General features: G+C 53.9%; 14 protein-coding genes and 1 pseudogene. 9 read left to right on the top strand and 6 right to left on the bottom strand.

Annotated features, from left to right (window positions below; all coding sequences use genetic code 11):
* The first annotated feature begins 16 nt into the window (after positions 1 to 16).
* The 6 genes from H616_RS0108245 to H616_RS0108220 all read left to right on the top strand — a co-directional run bounded on the left by H616_RS0108245 (position 17) and on the right by H616_RS0108220 (position 6,766).
* Positions 17 to 1,213 carry an ABC transporter permease gene (locus H616_RS0108245; RefSeq protein WP_240470551.1) on the top strand — a complete coding sequence of 399 codons (1,197 nt, stop codon included), beginning with the start codon at positions 17 to 19 and terminating at the stop codon, positions 1,211 to 1,213.
* On the top strand, positions 1,210 to 2,172 hold the full coding sequence (locus tag H616_RS0108240) for an ABC transporter ATP-binding protein (RefSeq protein ID WP_027966942.1): 963 nt from the start codon (positions 1,210 to 1,212) through the stop codon (positions 2,170 to 2,172). Before H616_RS0108245 ends, H616_RS0108240 begins: the two co-directional genes overlap by 4 nt.
* Positions 2,169 to 2,900: an ABC transporter permease gene (locus H616_RS0108235; RefSeq protein ID WP_027966941.1), complete on the top strand. Its 732-nt coding sequence runs from the start codon at positions 2,169 to 2,171 to the stop codon at positions 2,898 to 2,900. The genes H616_RS0108240 and H616_RS0108235 overlap by 4 nt, the downstream gene beginning before the upstream one ends.
* Before the next feature lie 358 nt (positions 2,901 to 3,258).
* Entirely contained in the window at positions 3,259 to 4,473 is a 1,215-nt protein-coding gene (locus tag H616_RS0108230; RefSeq protein WP_051234096.1) for a thiamine pyrophosphate-dependent dehydrogenase E1 component subunit alpha, read from the top strand.
* Between the two features lies 1 nt (position 4,474).
* On the top strand, positions 4,475 to 5,452 hold the full coding sequence (locus tag H616_RS0108225; protein ID WP_027966939.1) for an alpha-ketoacid dehydrogenase subunit beta: 978 nt from the start codon (positions 4,475 to 4,477) through the stop codon (positions 5,450 to 5,452).
* A 27-nt stretch (positions 5,453 to 5,479) separates the two neighbouring features.
* Entirely contained in the window at positions 5,480 to 6,766 is a 1,287-nt protein-coding gene (locus H616_RS0108220; RefSeq protein WP_027966938.1) for a 2-oxo acid dehydrogenase subunit E2, read from the top strand.
* Between the two features lie 35 nt (positions 6,767 to 6,801).
* On the opposite strand, the pseudogene H616_RS15800 reads toward H616_RS0108220, so the two are convergent.
* Positions 6,802 to 6,921 (bottom strand): annotated as a pseudogene (locus H616_RS15800) (Ada metal-binding domain-containing protein); the annotation flags it as partial.
* Positions 6,922 to 7,192: 271 nt separating this feature from the next.
* Here H616_RS15800 and H616_RS0108215 point away from each other — a divergent pair.
* Both H616_RS0108215 and H616_RS14515 read left to right on the top strand, forming a co-directional pair.
* Positions 7,193 to 8,596: a nicotinate phosphoribosyltransferase gene (locus H616_RS0108215; RefSeq protein ID WP_027966937.1), complete on the top strand. Its 1,404-nt coding sequence runs from the start codon at positions 7,193 to 7,195 to the stop codon at positions 8,594 to 8,596.
* Positions 8,597 to 8,632: 36 nt separating this feature from the next.
* Positions 8,633 to 10,525 carry a protein kinase domain-containing protein gene (locus H616_RS14515; protein WP_051234094.1) on the top strand — a complete coding sequence of 631 codons (1,893 nt, stop codon included), beginning with the start codon at positions 8,633 to 8,635 and terminating at the stop codon, positions 10,523 to 10,525.
* Positions 10,526 to 10,553: 28 nt separating this feature from the next.
* On the opposite strand, the gene H616_RS0108205 is transcribed toward H616_RS14515, so the two are convergent.
* The 5 genes from H616_RS0108205 to H616_RS14505 form a co-directional block, all read right to left on the bottom strand.
* A complete protein-coding gene (locus tag H616_RS0108205) occupies positions 10,554 to 10,763 on the bottom strand; it encodes a hypothetical protein (protein WP_027966936.1) in 210 nt (69 codons plus the stop codon).
* Positions 10,764 to 10,837: 74 nt separating this feature from the next.
* Positions 10,838 to 11,524, bottom strand: coding sequence for a DNA-binding transcriptional regulator CsiR (csiR, locus tag H616_RS0108200; protein ID WP_027966935.1), 687 nt, complete (start codon positions 11,522 to 11,524; stop codon positions 10,838 to 10,840).
* A 161-nt stretch (positions 11,525 to 11,685) separates the two neighbouring features.
* A complete protein-coding gene (locus H616_RS0108195; RefSeq protein ID WP_027966934.1) occupies positions 11,686 to 13,398 on the bottom strand; it encodes a SulP family inorganic anion transporter in 1,713 nt (570 codons plus the stop codon).
* Between the two features lie 81 nt (positions 13,399 to 13,479).
* Positions 13,480 to 14,061 carry a TetR/AcrR family transcriptional regulator gene (locus H616_RS15215; protein ID WP_051234092.1) on the bottom strand — a complete coding sequence of 194 codons (582 nt, stop codon included), beginning with the start codon at positions 14,059 to 14,061 and terminating at the stop codon, positions 13,480 to 13,482.
* 15 nt (positions 14,062 to 14,076) lie between these two features.
* The gene (locus H616_RS14505; RefSeq protein WP_051234090.1) at positions 14,077 to 14,616 is read right to left on the bottom strand and encodes a carboxymuconolactone decarboxylase family protein; all 540 of its coding nucleotides are present in this window, start codon (positions 14,614 to 14,616) and stop codon (positions 14,077 to 14,079) included.
* A gap of 326 nt (positions 14,617 to 14,942) precedes the next feature.
* Between H616_RS14505 and H616_RS0108180 the strand changes: the two genes are divergently transcribed.
* Positions 14,943 to 16,217 (top strand): O-acetylhomoserine aminocarboxypropyltransferase/cysteine synthase family protein, encoded by a 1,275-nt coding sequence (locus H616_RS0108180; protein ID WP_027966933.1) that lies wholly within the window; start codon positions 14,943 to 14,945, stop codon positions 16,215 to 16,217.
* Positions 16,218 to 16,223 lie beyond the last annotated feature (6 nt).

The following is a 16,223-nucleotide window of genomic DNA, read 5'->3' as shown; positions in this document are numbered from 1 at the left end:
GCAGGAGGGGCCAGTGATGGCGGGAGTAACTCCAGCAGCTCATTCGATGGCCAGTGCCAAGGCGAATCCGGTACTGGTTTTCTTGATGGTCTCTAGCGTGATGGCGTGGCTGGTATTGTCATCGGTGAGTGTGGCGCCGAATCGAATTGTACCTGGCAGCAGCGTTGGTGTGTTTGGAGTGGCCGGCTGGCCAGGCGTGGTGCTGGGTTTGCTGCCCGTGATTATTGCTGGGGTGTTGGCGCTGAAGAGTTCGCGCCGTCAACTGGTGGTGGTGGCTTTATTAGTGGTGTTGACGTTAGCAGCCCTGCCGTTGTGGCTAGCGTTGGCAGCCCATAATCTGGTGAGCCCAGAACTACCTGGGGCACGGTTGGGCATTGGGGCCGGTATCTGGGTGGTACTTTTTCTCCTGTTGCTCAGCGTGATTGAGGTGCGCACTCGGCTTGGGCTGTCGCGTTGGCAAGGTGGGTTGCTGCTATTGATTCCCATGATGAGTTTTAGTGCGGTATTGATAGCGACCCCCTGGCTCGATAGCCTGGCGCTGCGGCGTGAATTCGTGACGCGAAGCGATGCGTTTTATACCGCCATTGGCGAGCATCTGCTGTTGGTCAGTGCCTCGGTGGGGTGCGGCCTTGTCATAGGCGTCACTCTGGCACTGATCATGCGCCACTGGCCGCGACTCAGAGGGCCAGGGTTCGCTCTACTCAATTTCCTGCAAACCATCCCCAGCTTGGCGCTTTTCGGGCTGCTGATTGCCCCACTGGCGTGGCTTGCGGCGAATCACCCTTGGCTGGCATCGCTTGGGATTAGTGGTATTGGCTGGGCCCCAGCGCTTTTGGCATTAATTGGTTATAGCCTGTTACCGTTGGTGCGCAATACCTTTGTGGCGCTTGATGACGTCGACCCTGGCGTGATTGATGCCGCCAGAGGTATGGGGATGACGTCAGGGCAGGTATTTCGACAAGTGCGCTTGCCACTCGCGCTGCCAGTGTTACTCGAAGGGATACGTATCACTACGGTGCAGGCTATTGGGTTGGCGGCTGTTGCGGCTCTGATTGGTGCTGGTGGTCTGGGGCGCTTTATTTTTCAGGGGCTAGGGCAGGCAGCCATGGACCTAGTATTACTGGGCGCTTTGCCCATTCTCATTATGGCGCTGTTGGCTGATGCCTTGCTTGGCGCTCTGGGCGAGTGGTTGCAGCCAGGAGGCGCGGCATGATTGAGCTGAAAAACCTGAGTCGTCAGTTTGGTGAGATGTGGGCCGTTCGCGACCTGAACCTCACCATTAACAAGGGCGAATTTTGTGTACTAGTGGGCACCTCGGGCTGTGGCAAGTCGACAACGTTGCGCATGATCAACCGGCTGATTGAGCACAGTGCGGGTGAAATACATATCGACGGCCAGCCAGTTCGTGGTTTTCGTGAAGACTTGTTAAGACGGCGTATCGGTTATGTGATCCAACATGTTGGCCTGTTTCCCCACTGGACGGTGGCACGCAATATTGGCTTGGTGCCGCGGTTATTAGGCTGGGAGCCAGAACGTATCGCCGCACGGGTTGATGAGCTGATGGCGCTGCTGGGAATGAGCGCGGAGCGCTTTTCGGGTAAATACCCGCGTCAGCTTTCTGGCGGGCAAGCACAGCGGGTCGGTGTTGCCCGGGCGTTGGCGGCTGATCCAGAGATTCTGTTAATGGATGAGCCGTTCGGCGCACTTGATCCGCTGACTCGTGATGGCCTGCAGGAAGAGCTATTGTCGCTACACCATCGGCTTAACAAAACCATTGTGTTTGTCACCCATGATATGGATGAAGCGTTGCGCCTAGCTGACCGCTTAGTCGTTATGCACGAAGGGCAAATTCGTCAGCAGGGCAGGCCAATTGAGTTGCTACGAGAGCCGGTCGATGAATTTGTCGAATCGTTATTAGGCGGCAATAGCCGTGGTCTGAAAGAGGCGGCTCTGACCCCGGTTGCTCAACGGCTATGCCACGCTGAAATGACATCAGGCGTGCCAGATATCGATGCTAATAAAACGCTGCGAGATGCGCTTTCGTTGATGCTATGGCACCGCGTTGATTGTCTGAATGTTGTTGAGGGCAGTGAGAGTCTGGGCACGTTACGTTTAGCTGATGTTGTAACGGCGAGGGCCCCGATGGGCACGACTAGGGGGCTGTCGTCGTGAGCCGGCTACGCGGATTAACTGTGCCACTGGTGTGGCTGGGCCTGCTGCTTGCTGCCTGTGTTGGGATGGATCAGCTTGAGCCGGTTTTTCGTTGGCTTGAGCCAAGCAGCCGTAGTGTGATTTATGCCCGTGCTGATTTTCTCAGCTTGCTAGGCAAGCACGTGTTGGTGGTTAGCGTGGCAGGCGCGCTTTCCATCATTATTGGGGTGGGCGCGTCGATCGCGGTTACTCGGCAATGGGGCAGAGATTTTCTACCGCTTGTCGCTCAGGTAGCCGCAATTGGTCAAACCTTCCCGCCGGTGGCCGTGCTGGCATTGGCGGTTCCTGTGCTGGGTTTTGGCACCTTGCCGGTAATCGTCGCGCTACTTCTGTATGGGCTGTTACCGATTGTGCGTAATACATTAGCTGGCTTGCAGGGAGTTTCTGCTGATGTTCGAGAAGCCGCTAGAGGTATGGGGATGCGGCCACATCAGCGGCTATGGCGGGTGGAAATGCCGCTGGCTGCCTCGGTGATTGTGGCGGGTATTCGTACCTCGGTGACCATTAGCATCGCCACCGCTGCTATTGGCGCTACGATGGGGGCCAGTAATCTTGGCGATCCGATCATTTCTGGCATTGTTAACGGCAACACCGCCCATGTGCTACAGGGCGCACTGCTGATCGCGTTGCTGGCACTGTGTGTCGACAGCCTGTTTGCTTGGCTGCAGTCAGGGCGTAGTGGTTTGTGAGGCGGTTAACCTCAATAGATGCCCAGCTCCATGAATAGGGTATCCGTGCTATTAACGTCTGTGTTCTTGCCGTTGGCGATCCGCAGTATGCGCCAGCGGATGGCATCGGATACGGATAGGTCACTACGCTACAGCTCCAAGGTATTCACCTCTTCTGTTAATGTTCCTTTTATAGAACGTTCTACAAAAGGAGCGATTTGACGTCAAGGGGAGCATTGGGGGGCTGAGGGTTATTTCTTTTATGGCCAATCATTGCAGTTTACGTTAACGTCAGGTTGTAGCGTTGATGGGCGCTGGGGCAATCCCCTGGCGATCCCGGAAAAAACAGACAACACTGTCCTCAAAAGGGACAAGGATCATGACGATGACCACAGCGCATGAGATTCACACACCTGACTTTCTGTCAGGTAATGACGTTTCTATTCCTACCTACCGCGTGCTGTCTCAGGCGGGTGACTTGCTTGATGGTGCAGACAGACCCAGCCTTGATCGTGACAAGGCGCGGCGTATCTATCAGGCCATGCTTGCCACGCGAGTGCTGGACGAGCGCATGATGGCGTCTCAGCGCCAAGGGCGGCTGTCGTTCTATATGCAGTGTACGGGTGAAGAGTCGGCGGTAATTGGTGCTACGGCGGCGCTTGATGATGCTGACATGATCATGGCGCAATACCGTGAGCAGGGGGCGTTGCTGTATCGCGGCTTCAGTATTGATGAGTTCATGAATCAGCTGTTCGGCAACGAGCTGGATTACGGCAAAGGCCGTCAGATGCCGGTGCACTATGGCTCGCGCAAGCTGCATTACATGACAATTTCTTCACCGCTAGGTACCCAGATCCCTCAAGCCGCCGGTTATGCCTATGGCCAGAAGCTCGCTGGAGAGGGGCTTTGTACCTTAGTGTTTTTTGGTGAAGGGGCGGCGTCAGAAGGTGACTTTCATGCGGGTATGAATATGGCAGCGGTACATGAGGCTCCGGTAATATTTTTCTGCCGTAACAACGGCTATGCCATTTCAACACCGTCATCGGAGCAGTATGCCGGTGATGGTATTGCGCCGCGTGCATTCGGTTATGGTATGCAAGTGCTGCGAGTGGACGGAAACGACCTGCTGGCGGTTTATCGTGCGACTCAAGAGGCGCGACGTATTGCAGTAGAACAGAACAAACCGGTGTTGATTGAGGCCATGACCTACCGTCTTGCTGCGCACTCATCGTCAGACGATCCATCGGGTTATCGCTCGAAAAAAGAAGAAGAGATTTGGCGGGAAAAAGACCCGGTACTGCGCTTTCGTCACTGGTTAACGGCTCAGGACTGGTGGAGTGATGAGGAGGAGAAAACACAACAAGAGATACTGCGTCGTGATGTGCTTGATACGCTGAAGCGTGCCGAGAAGCGTCCGCCGCCGCCGCTGGAAAGCCTGATCTCTGATGTGTATGCCGACGTCACACCCGCATTAAAGGAGCAGATGGAGACATTAACCGCACATATTCGCCGTTACCCTGAGGCATACCCTAAGGGGGCTCGCCTGTTAGAACCCACTGAAGATACCCGCGATAACACTCAGGGAGGTGCCTAACATGCCAACACGTAATATGTTGCAGGCGATCAACCAAGCGTTGGACATCGCTATGGCGGAAGACGAGAAGGTACTGTGCTTTGGTGAAGATGTGGGTAGCTTTGGCGGCGTGTTCCGTGCCACCAGCCATTTGCAGGAAAAGTATGGTCGCAGGCGTTGTTTTAATACACCGCTAGTGGAGCAGGGCATCATTGGCTTTGCCAATGGTTTAGCGGCTCAAGGCTCTGTGCCGGTGGCTGAAATTCAGTTTGCTGACTACATTTTTCCGGCATTCGACCAGATTGTTAACGAAACCGCTAAGTTTCGCTATCGCTCCGGCGATCTGTTCAATGTCGGCGGCCTGACCATTCGCACGCCCTACGGAGGCGGCATTTCTGGTGGGCTTTATCATTCTCAATCACCAGAAGCGTATTTCGCTCATACGCCAGGGCTTAAGGTGGTGGTACCGCGTAACCCCCATCAAGCCAAAGGTCTGTTGCTGGCGTCTATTCGTGACCCAGACCCTGTGCTGTTTCTTGAGCCAAAGCGGCTTTATCGTGCATCCACAGGTGAGGTGCCTGACGAGGATTACCAGCTGCCGTTGGGCGTTGCGGAGGTCGTCAGCGAAGGTAGCGATATCACCGTGGTGGGCTGGGGAGCCCAGATGGAAGTCATTGGCAAGGCCGTCGCGCTTGCTGAAAAAGAAGGTATCTCTTGTGAAGTGATTGACCTGCGCAGCATTCTGCCCTGGGATGAAGAGACCATTGCGGAGTCGGTGTTCAAAACCGGGCGGTTGGTGGTGACGCATGAAGCGCCACGCACTGGGGGCTTTGCTGGTGAGATTGCTGCTGCCATTCAAGAGCGCTGCTTTTTGTATCTGGAGTCGCCCATCCGGCGTGTGACGGGGCTGGATACCCCGTTCCCACTAACGCTGGAGAAGGAATACATTCCCGATCACCTTAAGGTGTTCGAGGCGATTCGTGAAAGTATGCACTTTTAAGCTTGGTATCAGGACAGGAGAGACCCCATGAGTGAATTCAAACTGCCCGATATCGGTGAAGGTATCGTGGAATGCGAAGTGGTTGAGTGGCGGGTTAGCGAAGGCGATATGATCGTTGAAGACCAGCCCGTGGTTGAAGTGATGACAGACAAAGCGCTGGTCGAAATTACCGCCCCAGAAGCTGGGCGAGTCACCAAACTGTATGTGGCGCAAGGTGAGATTGCCAAGGTACATGCGCCGCTGTATGCGTACGTATCTGACGATGACTCAGCAGGTGATGATGCTACGCAGGATGGTGCGCAAAACGTTGCGCAGGATGTTAAGCAAAATGCCGAGGAGCCTGTTGAAGGCAGCATGCTGGAACCGCTTGAGGCACAGCCGCATGCAGTGGCAGGCGCCAGCAGGCAGCACTCGTCTTCTGGCGAGGGGGAGTATGGTAGGGTCCCTGCTAGCCCAGCAGTGCGTCGATTGTTACGTGAACACGATCTTGATTTGGCCCAGGTGCCAGGCTCAGGTAAAAATGGCCGAGTACTCAAGGAAGACATTGCGGCATGGTTGACCGCCGAACCGTCGGCACCGTCAAGCGGCCAGCCAGCTCAAGAGATTGGCGAAGTGCGCGTCGAACCCCTGCGGGGGATGCGTGCTGCCATGGCCAAACGCATGGTGGCTTCGGCCAGTACAATTCCGCACTTTCAGTACGGTGAGGAGATCGATGTTACCGAATTGGTTGCCTTGCGTGAGCGACTTAAGCCGCGTGCTGAAGCGCTGGAAACTCGGCTGACGTTGATGCCGTTTTTCATGAAAGCCATGGCCTTGGCTGTGGCTGAATTTCCGATTCTTAACAGCCAGCTTAGTGAATCGGGTGATGAAATTCGCTACCTGCCCTCGTGTAATATTGGCATGGCAGTGGATGGCAAAGCAGGACTGATGGTGCCGAATGTTAAAGGTGTCGAGCGCCTCAGTCTGTTGGATATTGCGCGAGACATTCAACGCCTCACCAATGATGCGCGAGAAGGGCGGGTTGCCCAGTCTGACCTGAAAGATGGCACCATCACCATCTCGAATATTGGTGCCTTGGGCGGCACCTATGCCGCGCCGATCATTAACACCCCAGAAGTGGCGATTGTGGCCATGGGTAAAACCCAGTGGTTGCCGCGTTTTGATGACGCAGGCCAGGTGTGCCGGCGCGCGATCATGACGGTTACCTGGGCGGGTGATCATCGCTTAATTGATGGCGGTACCATTGCGCGTTTCTGCAACCTTTGGAAGCACTATTTGACCTCGCCAGAAACCATGTTGTTGCACCTAAGCTGATGGAAAAACGTTGAGCAGCCAGGGGGGTGTTTGTGCTAAACAAACGCTCCCTGCGTGCTGGGGTGACATTTACGGGAGCGACAAGATGGCTTGCAGCATACGCCTGTGGTGATCACGCCATAGCAGAAACCCCTGTCATGAGATGGGACTTTTGCAGTAACCGCTGTCTGCGTTCATCCGTTTCTTGCCAGGAGTTCCGGTCTGTTTGTCGAAGCCTCAATAAGTGAAGTTTCGTGAAAAAACACCAATGAGAAGCTGAACATGACGTCACTTATTTCCGTTTCTGACCACACGAGATTGGGCTAGTAGGACAGCCTGCTCCGCGGTGAGATAGAATTGTTCTTTTTGTCGGCATATTTATATCACTGTCCGAATGGGGATGCGTTACGGGCCGGTGGGTAAGCGTCATTGATAACAGGGGATCAGATGTTCAGTTTCACGGCAACCTATACCGACTTGTATCAGCTCAGCATGGCGCAAGTGTACTTCAAGAGCGAGACGCACCTGCAGGATGCGGTATTTGATTATTATTTTCGCAACAACCCGTTCGGCGGGGGATATACCATTTTTGCGGGGCTGGAGGATCTGCTGAAGTCCATTGAGTCACTGCGCTTTAGCGACGCGGATCTGGCCTATCTGTCACAACAGAATTTTTCCGACGACTTTCTTGCCTATTTGAAAGCGTTTCGCTTTCGCGGACGAATTGCTTCGGTGTCAGAAGGCGACGTGGTGTTTCCGAATCAGCCGGTGCTGCGTGTAGAAGGCACGCTGATCGAAACACAGGTGATTGAAACCCTGCTACTTAACCTTTTGAATTTTCAAAGCTTGATTGCTACGAAAGCGTGTCGTATGCGCTGGATCGCCGGCGACCGAGCATTGCTGGACTTCGGGCTACGTCGGGCACAAGCGGCAGGCGGGTATTACGCAACTCGGGCGGCGTTTGTGGGAGGGATGAATGCCACGAGTAATGTGGTGGCTGGCAAGGATTTCAATATTCCAGTGGCTGGCACCATGGCCCACTCCTTTGTACAAAGTTATGACGACGAATTGGCGGCCTTTCGCGACTTCGCCAAGCATCGCCCAGATGGTTGTGTATTGTTGGTGGATACCTACGACACACTAAGAAGTGGTGTACCCAACGCGATTACGGTAGCTAAGGAAATGCAGGCACGCGGTCAGCAGTTACAGGCAATTCGCTTGGATAGCGGTGATCTCGCCTATCTATCACGCCAAAGCCGAGAGTTACTCGATGCCGCAGGACTGCATGCGGTGAAGATCGCTGCTTCTAACTCGTTGGATGAGTATGTGATTAAAAGCCTGCAGGAACAGGGGGCAGCCATTGATGTGTACGGTGTTGGCACGAATCTGGTGATTGGCAAGCCTGATGGTGCGTTAGATGGGGTCTACAAGCTGGTTTACTCTAATGGTAAGCCACGCATAAAACTGTCTGATAGCTTAGAGAAGGTGACGTTGCCCCATGCCAAGCAGGTGTCGCGGTTGACGACGGCTGAGGGTGGCTGGGTAGGGGCCGATGTAATTGGGCTGAGCGATGACGCTGATGTTGAGGTAATGCACCACCCAGCGGACCCATTCAAGCGCATGGAGCTTGGCCAATTACACCAGGAGCCGTTGTTACATGAGGTGATGGCTAACGGTGAAATTAGCATTACTTTGCGTTCGCTGGCAGAGATTGCCGAGTACTGCCAGCAGCGCTTTGCCAAACTGCCACAGGAGTACAAGCGGTTTGATAATCCACACCGTTACAAAGTGGGCTTGAGCACGACGCTTAAACAGGCTCAGGAAGCGTTGATTAAGGCGCATACTGCGTAGCTGGTAGTTGCTAGCTGATAGCCGTAGGTGGACCCGATGCCCCAAGCTAATTTGCAGCAGTTTTACATTCCCGAAGATCAGTCGATCTATTTGCTTAGACAGGACGATGCGCGAAAGCTCAAGGAGTGGGTGGCGCTGTGCCAGAATAAGCTGGCTCTTTTGGGTTATCGTGATATTGCGCTGATTGGTAAGGGGGCTTATGGCTTTGTGTTTGCTGGGCTAACTGAGCAAGGTGACGCCTATGTGTTCAAATTCAGCCGCATTACGCTGCCCCAGCATCTTCAGGATCGTTTGGAAGAAGAAGCGTTCATGCTGGAGCAGGTGGCGCATCCTCGGATTCCTCGGTTGATTGCGTATCAGCGGGTGCGTAACCAGTCGATCCTCGTCATGCAGCGGGCACCGGGTATCAACCTGGAAGAAGTGTCGTTGCTTCGTGGGCGCTTGTCGCCACGCTTGATTGTGCATATTGCTGCTCAGCTGGCGGATCTTTTGGTGGCGCTGCGCTGTGAAACGAACCCTGCGGGTCGCCCGGTAGTTCATGGTGATATTAAGCCGTCGAACTTAGTGTTTGATGAACGCGATGAGTCGATTGCCCTGATTGACTGGGGGTCATCGGTGTTTGCTCAGCTTGATGCCAGTCAGCAGTTTGTGGTGACCAACGTCATGGAGCTGATGTCAGACAGTATGCAGCAGACTAATGCGCGGCTGGGTGATGTTTATTTCATCGGCGAAGATCAGCTTAACGGGGCGTTGTCATCTCCGCGTTTTGACGAACAAGGGGCAGCGGGCACGCTGTATGCGTTGGCGTCCGGCCAGTCGTGCCGCTTTGGTCATCAAGCGATTCCGGCGACGTCGCTGGGGTTGCCCAAGGAGTTTGCGCGCATGCTGGATGGCATGCTGGATGCGGACCCCGCCGTGCGCCGAAAAGCGGGAGATTACTACCTGCGTGAGATGCCTCGGCTGGCACGAACCGTGATGCTTGATTTGCCTGACGCCGAAGAGCAGCCGCTGGTGCCAGTATGGAGCCGGGCGCTGGATCGTGACGTTGATACGGTGGTGTACAGTTCGCGCAAGGCATTTTTACGTGAAGAAGAGCACATCAATAGCTTGGATCATGTTGATGATGTACAGCTTGATCGTTATTACAAAAATTTCATGCAGGGAATGGGGGAGACTGAAAAAGCGTTCCTCGCTTCTGTCAGCCGTTTAGGCAAGTATCCGGTTGTAGGTGGGCTGGCGGTAAACTGGGAAGCCGACGGCGTACATATCGACGCTTCGCTGATTTTACACGACCCTGCGCTGAAACCAGCATTTGTGGCTGCGGTGAATAATATGGTGACGTTAGCACGTGGTGTGCATCGTCAGGGTATTTTCAAGAGTTGCCTGTTCAATGCACGCGATACGCTGCACGTGGAGCGTGAGTCCATTGATCAGCCTTTTTCGGTGCCGGATGGCTCGTTGAAATACGAGGTCAGCTCAGTGCCGGAGCTTGAAGATCATAGCCGGTTACACAGCTATTTTGAGGATGGCCCTGACCCAGAGGAGTTTCTAACGCTGCCTGACGCCATTATCAACACCTTGAAGACACTTAACGATATTCACCATACCGGCATGATTATCTTCGAAGTGCTGCCTGAGCACATGAAGATACATAGCTATTATCGGTTACTGGACCCGTCCCGTGAGGCGGAGTTTCATCAATGTTTGCGTGATATTCTGTCTGCCGTGGGGTTGATTGAAGGGCTGGGTGTGTCAGGGTTCATGAAAATGCCGTACAAAGACGTACGTTTCTATCATCGAATATTACGCCAGCCTGAGCGTTTTTACCCCCGAGACCCACGGGCTGCTCTGGCGGAAAGGCTGGCGCAGGAGCAGCGTAAAGGTGCACATACGCCGACCAGTCAGACGGCGTATGCTTCGCGAGTTTAGGCCGTGCGTGACGTTTCGCCAGCGTGTATTAAGCCCCGAGGCCGCTTTCACGCAGCAGCTGGTCGATAGTGCGGCCGCCCGATAACATCATGTCATCGCCAAAGTGTTCGGTTTCCAGCTGGCTGAGGCCATTGGCAACCAGTTGCTCAATCAGCACACTGCGTTCCAGCCCTGTGTGAGCGATCAAGCGTTCAAGACGCATTTCCTGACTCCGAGAAAGACGTGTGAGCTTAGGCATGAATGCTATCTCCTTTGAGTAGTGTCACGCTTAGCATGATGGCATAACGTGACAGGGTGATGACGACAAAGGTGTCAGGCGAGACCTTGTCGCTCCATCACTTCAATAATGATGGGCACTGGCGTCATCAAGTGCGCCCGCATCATATCGCGTGCTTTGATCGCGTCTCGTTTGAGAATGATATCGACCAGCTCGGCATGTTCATTGCGTTTGCGAGCCAGGGCTTTTTCAGAGAGAACGGTTTCTCTCAGCCATAGGTGGCGATAGCGCTCGACCTGGTCGAACAGCTGGGCGCGCGCCTGCATTAAGTGCGGCGACTTGCAGCCAGCGGCAATAGCGGTATGAAAATCGCTGTGCCGAGCGTCCCAGACGTCCAGTACTTGCTCGGTAGAGTTGATTTCAACGACTTTGGCCAATGTGTGTGCGGTTGCCAGAATATTGGCTTCCCAACGATCATCGCCGCGCTCAATAGCCAGCTCTAGAATTAAGCCTTCCAGCTGAGTACGCGCATCGTACAGGTCATGTAACTCCTGACGTGACATGGGCGCCACGCGATATCCGCGCTGGCTGATGGCGACCACTAGCCGTTCAGCAACTAAGTGTGACAAGGCTTCGCGAAGTGGGCCAACGCCCAGATCGTAGCGCTCCTTGAGCTTGCTCATCAGCAGTTTTTCACCAGGTGCAAAAACACTACGTATGATGTCGTGCTTAAGCTGGCTGTAGGCGCTGATTGCGAGGTTCTGTTTCGGTGCTATTTCCATGAGCCGACGCAATATTCCAGGTGTTTGAGATCAAATAGTTGACATCAGGTGTGTGGTATCCGGCTGTTGGCCGGCTAAACGTGCTGACGACCGTGAGTGTCAATCACCCTGTCAGCAAGTCTGTCTTTAATGAGAATGCCTTCGCCTCTCTGATTTGTCGACTATTTTGCTTTCTGTTTCAGTGTTTTCCATGCTGAGTAGGTGCTCAGAAAGACTCGGCCACTTAGCGAGCCGAGGAAGTCGCTTTTTTTCAGCCGGTCCATTACAGGTCCTTTCACTTCGGCCAGATGAAGTGTAACGCGCGCTTCTGATAGACGACGGTTGATGCTGTCTAGGCTTTCTAAGGCCGATGCGTCAATTAAGTTGACGGCTGAGCAGATCAACACCACATGCTCAATACCTCGGCGCTTGGCAACCAGGGCTTGAATGGTGTCTTCCAGGTAACGCGCGTTAGCAAAGTATAGGCTTTCGTCAATACGCAGCAGTGCTAAGTGGTCGGCTGTCTGTGTTTCGTGGCGGGCGGAATTGCGAAAGTGCTCTGTGCCTGGAATGCGTCCTACCAATGCGCTATGGGGGCGGCTGGTGCGATAAAGAAACAGGCCGATTGATAACGCCACACCAAGCAATAGGCCGCTTTCTACGCCGTCAGTCAGTGTCATGAACATCGTCACGGCCATGGCCGAGAAATCGCTGCGCGAGTAGCGCAACGTGCGGCGCATCAAGGGAATATCGACTAGGGTGAGCACGGACATGATGATAGTGGCTGCCAATGTTGCTACGGGCAGGTGAAAAAGCCAAGGTGTCAGCCATAAGGTGATCACGCCAATACCCACGGCGGCAAAGGCACCGGCCATTGGGGTACGTGAGCCAGCACCGGCATTAATTACTGTGCGTGATAAGCCGCCAGAAACGGGCATGCCTGCGCTAAAAGCTGCTGCAAGATTAGCGCCACCAAGCCCGATTAATTCTTGGTTCGGCACAATACGCTCGCGACGGCGTGCCGCCATTAATTGAGCCATGGAAATAGATTCAACAAAACCCACCACGCTAATCAATAGCGCAGGCATCCACAGTGCCTGCCAGAGCGTCGCGTTAGGCAGAGGTAACGTGAGCGGAGGTAATCCCGCGGGAATGGTGCCAACAACGGCGACGCCATGCTCATGTAGTTTGAACACAGCGCTGATTACGGTGCTCAGAATGACGGCGAATAATGGGCCTGCGCGTTGTGTTAGGGTGACTAACCCTCTGGTTAGTCCTAGGCGAATTAAGGTGCGTCGCCCCCAGCGTCGCACGGCAAACAACCACATCAGAGTGCCCACGCCTAGCGCCATTGTGGGCAGGTTGATATCACTGAGGTGGTGAACAAGGCTATTTAACAGTGATAGGGCAGTGTATCCACTGGCATCAACACCAATCAGATGAGAGAGCTGGCTGATGGCAATTAACAAGCCCGAAGCCGATAGAAACCCACCAATAACAGGGTGGCTCAGAAAATTGGCAAAAAACCCCATTTTTAGTGCACCCATGATGGCTAGCATGGCACCTGACAATAGCGATAAGTGCCAGGCTGCTTGTAAGTACTCCTGGGTACCAGGCTCTGCCACTCGGGAGAGAGCCGCACCGGTCATTAAGCCGATAATGGCGACTGGGCCAACAGCCAGAGTACGGCTGGTGCCAAGCAAAGCATAGAGGATGGCGGGTAGTAGGCTGGCATATAAGCCAACCACCGCTGGCAAACCCGCCAGCATTGCATACGCCATGGACTGGGGGATGACCATCAGGGTGACAATCACACCGGCCATTAAGTCGCTGCTTAGTAGGCGGCGGTTGTAGTGAGGCAGCCACAGTAGGGCAGGTAAATATCGCTTAAGCATCGTTTGCTTCGTAATGAGGAGTATGCCTCCAATATCAGCGAGTGTGTTCTTGTTATCAACTCGATATGACTTCGATATGACTTAAGCGCTTTTTTTACCCAGCTGAAGTGTTGAAACAATTATGCTTTCTAGTGTTTCAATGGCTTGGTCGTAGGGGATCTGATCTTCCATGGTTGCCTTGGCTATTTCTTCGATTGCACCGAAAACGGCCACGAGACGGTAGGTTAGGTATCCATCGTTATCACAGTCCCAGAAAAGCGCCTGATAGACCTCCACGAATGAGTTGCGTACGTTGGTGCGAATGTCTTTGTGCTCGGGGTAAGCCATTAACGCGGACACGATCGCTTCATATTGAGGGCCACAGTATTTAACGCAGTCAAAGTAAGCGGTCACCACATGATGTACTCGCTCATGCAATGAGCAAGCCTGAGGGGTAATTCGTTGCCGAGTGACGTCGATGAGTCGCTGGTCGAATCGCGCATATAGCTGGTAGAGCAGGTTGGTGCGGCTCTGAAAGTGATCATACGCGACGGGTTTAGTCACGCCCGCTTCTTGAGCGAGCGTGGCCAGGGTGAGGGCATCTGCACCCTCGCGCTCGAGAATGACCAGAGAAAGGTCCAGCAGTTGTTGGCGTCGCTCGTCTTTGGAAAGTCTCTTACGCATCGTTGCTTCACTTAATTAGGCAGTGGGAACCAACTCGACTTTCGGGAAGTCGATCTTGGGTTGCACCAAGTTGTTGACCCAGTTGCTGAAGTTATTAATGCCTGCCCAGGCAACCACTTGCATGATCTGAGCATCATTCATGCCCAGTTCTTTGCAGCGATCCTTGTACTCAACAGGGCAAGCTCCGTTATGTTCCATTACCTTGAGCGCTAGGTCGAGCATGGCTTGCTCTAAGGGGGCGCTGGCCTCACCACTCTGGGCAGCACGGCATTCCTCTTTGCTTAAACCGAGTTTTCGGGCTGAAAAGGTATGTCCGCTAACACAGTAGTGACATCCATTGCGGTTGGCTACAGCCAAAGCAATTAGCTCTCGCTGGCGCCCACTTAGCACGCCATTGTTTTCGATGGCTTCTTCGAATGCCAAATAGCCTGTCAGGCTTGCTCCATCGATACCCAGCGCGGTGTAGAAGTTAGGAATCATGCCGTAGCTTTCCTGAAATCCTTTCAGAATAGGGGTGGCAAGCTCATCAGCTGTATCAAGATTGACGGGGTTCATCGTATACCTCATAGCGTAAATATATCGTGGTAGGTAGCGTCTAGCACGGTGTTTGCAAGTTAGATTAACGCGAGTTCAGGGAAACTCGGCATAACTTACTATTGGTAACTATACCATTGGTAAGTTTTGTTGCAACTGTGCCAACACGTCAATCAAGGGTGGTTTTTGTGCAGCGGCCAAGTATAGTGAATTACACCAAGACGTTAGGTTCACGGTAAGGCATCGTTGCCTCGGTATAGCAGGCTGCCCCTTTGTGTGCAGAGCTCTGTGCATGAGGAAGGTGCCAACCCTCGTTAACTCTTCATGCTGACTGACAGGACACCTCAATGAAACGTGAAACACTTGCCTTGCACCACGGTTATGCGCCAGATAGCCAGCACGCTGTTGCGGTGCCGATTCATCAAACGACGTCTTTTTCCTTTGATAGCGCCCAGCATGCGGCGGACCTGTTTGACCTTAAAGTAGAAGGCAATATCTACTCACGGATCATGAACCCGACATGCGCTGTGCTGGAACAGCGTGTCGCCGCGCTTGAAGGCGGGATTGCTGGTTTGGCTGTGGCGTCTGGCATGTCAGCCATCACATATGCCATTCAGACGATTGCTGAGGTGGGGGATAACATCATCTCAATCAGTGAGCTTTATGGCGGTACCTATAACCTGTTTGCTCATACGTTACCGCGCCAGGGCATTGAGGTACGTTTTGCGGACCGCCATGATTTTGACGCCATTGAAGCGCTGATTGATGAGCGGACTCGGGGAGTCTTCTGCGAGAGTATCGGTAACCCATCTGGGGGCGTAGTGGATTTGGCTAAACTGGCCGAGATCGCCCACCGCCATGGTGTGCCGCTGCTGGTTGATAATACGGTAGCAACGCCGTTTTTGTGCCGGCCGTTTGAGCAGGGCGCTGATATTGTTATTCACTCGGCCACTAAGTATATCGGCGGGCATGGTACGACTATCGGCGGCGTTATTGTGGATAGTGGCAAGTTTCCCTGGGCTGAGAATGCAGAACGTTTTCCGCTGCTTAATCAGCCCGACCCGTCTTACCATGGCGTTTGCTACACCCGCGATTTAGGTGCGGCGGCATTCATTGGTCGAGCGCGTGTTGTTCCGCTGCGCAATATGGGGGCAGCACTGTCGGCTCAGGCGGCTTGGAACCTGTTACAAGGGCTTGAAACGCTGGCGCTGCGTATTGAGCGCGTATCATCTAATGCATTAGCGGTGGCGCACTACCTTGAGCAACACCCCCGTGTTACTTGGGTACAATACGCAGGGCTTGAGAGCCACCCTGATCATGCGCTGGTTCAGCGCTACATGAACGGTCAGGCATCGGGCATCCTGAGCTTTGGTATCGAAGGCGGCCGTGAGGCAGGGGCGCGCTTCTACGATGCGCTAGCGCTGATTCTGCGCTTGGTTAATATCGGTGATGCAAAAAGCTGTTCATCGATTCCTGCGTCGACCACTCACCGACAGCTTAATGATGAAGAGCTGGCGTCAGCCGGTGTGACCGCAGATATGGTGCGATTGTCGATTGGTATTGAACACATTGATGACCTGATTGCAGACATTGACCAAGCACTGGACGCGTCGGCTGATTGATCATTC

Origin of the sequence: Halomonas halocynthiae DSM 14573 (assembly GCF_000425725.1) — a bacterium.
Classification (GTDB): Bacteria; Pseudomonadota; Gammaproteobacteria; order Pseudomonadales; family Halomonadaceae; genus Halomonas; species Halomonas halocynthiae.
This window is presented reverse-complemented; position numbering and strand designations above follow the sequence as displayed.

Excerpts from the sequence above, each read along its gene's own strand:
- H616_RS0108245 (WP_240470551.1), top strand. The coding sequence starts at position 17 with ATGGCGGGAGTAACTCCAGCAGCTCATTCGATGGCCAGTGCCAAGGCG.
- H616_RS0108240 (WP_027966942.1), top strand. The coding sequence starts at position 1,210 with ATGATTGAGCTGAAAAACCTGAGTCGTCAGTTTGGTGAGATGTGGGCC.
- H616_RS0108230 (WP_051234096.1), top strand. The coding sequence starts at position 3,259 with ATGACGATGACCACAGCGCATGAGATTCACACACCTGACTTTCTGTCA.
- H616_RS0108225 (WP_027966939.1), top strand. The coding sequence starts at position 4,475 with ATGCCAACACGTAATATGTTGCAGGCGATCAACCAAGCGTTGGACATC.
- H616_RS0108220 (WP_027966938.1), top strand. The coding sequence starts at position 5,480 with ATGAGTGAATTCAAACTGCCCGATATCGGTGAAGGTATCGTGGAATGC.
- H616_RS0108215 (WP_027966937.1), top strand. The coding sequence starts at position 7,193 with ATGTTCAGTTTCACGGCAACCTATACCGACTTGTATCAGCTCAGCATG.
- H616_RS14515 (WP_051234094.1), top strand. The coding sequence starts at position 8,633 with ATGCCCCAAGCTAATTTGCAGCAGTTTTACATTCCCGAAGATCAGTCG.
- H616_RS0108205 (WP_027966936.1), bottom strand. The coding sequence starts at position 10,763 with ATGCCTAAGCTCACACGTCTTTCTCGGAGTCAGGAAATGCGTCTTGAA.
- csiR (WP_027966935.1), bottom strand. The coding sequence starts at position 11,524 with ATGGAAATAGCACCGAAACAGAACCTCGCAATCAGCGCCTACAGCCAG.
- H616_RS0108195 (WP_027966934.1), bottom strand. The coding sequence starts at position 13,398 with ATGCTTAAGCGATATTTACCTGCCCTACTGTGGCTGCCTCACTACAAC.
- H616_RS15215 (WP_051234092.1), bottom strand. The coding sequence starts at position 14,061 with ATGCGTAAGAGACTTTCCAAAGACGAGCGACGCCAACAACTGCTGGAC.
- H616_RS14505 (WP_051234090.1), bottom strand. The coding sequence starts at position 14,616 with ATGAACCCCGTCAATCTTGATACAGCTGATGAGCTTGCCACCCCTATT.
- H616_RS0108180 (WP_027966933.1), top strand. The coding sequence starts at position 14,943 with ATGAAACGTGAAACACTTGCCTTGCACCACGGTTATGCGCCAGATAGC.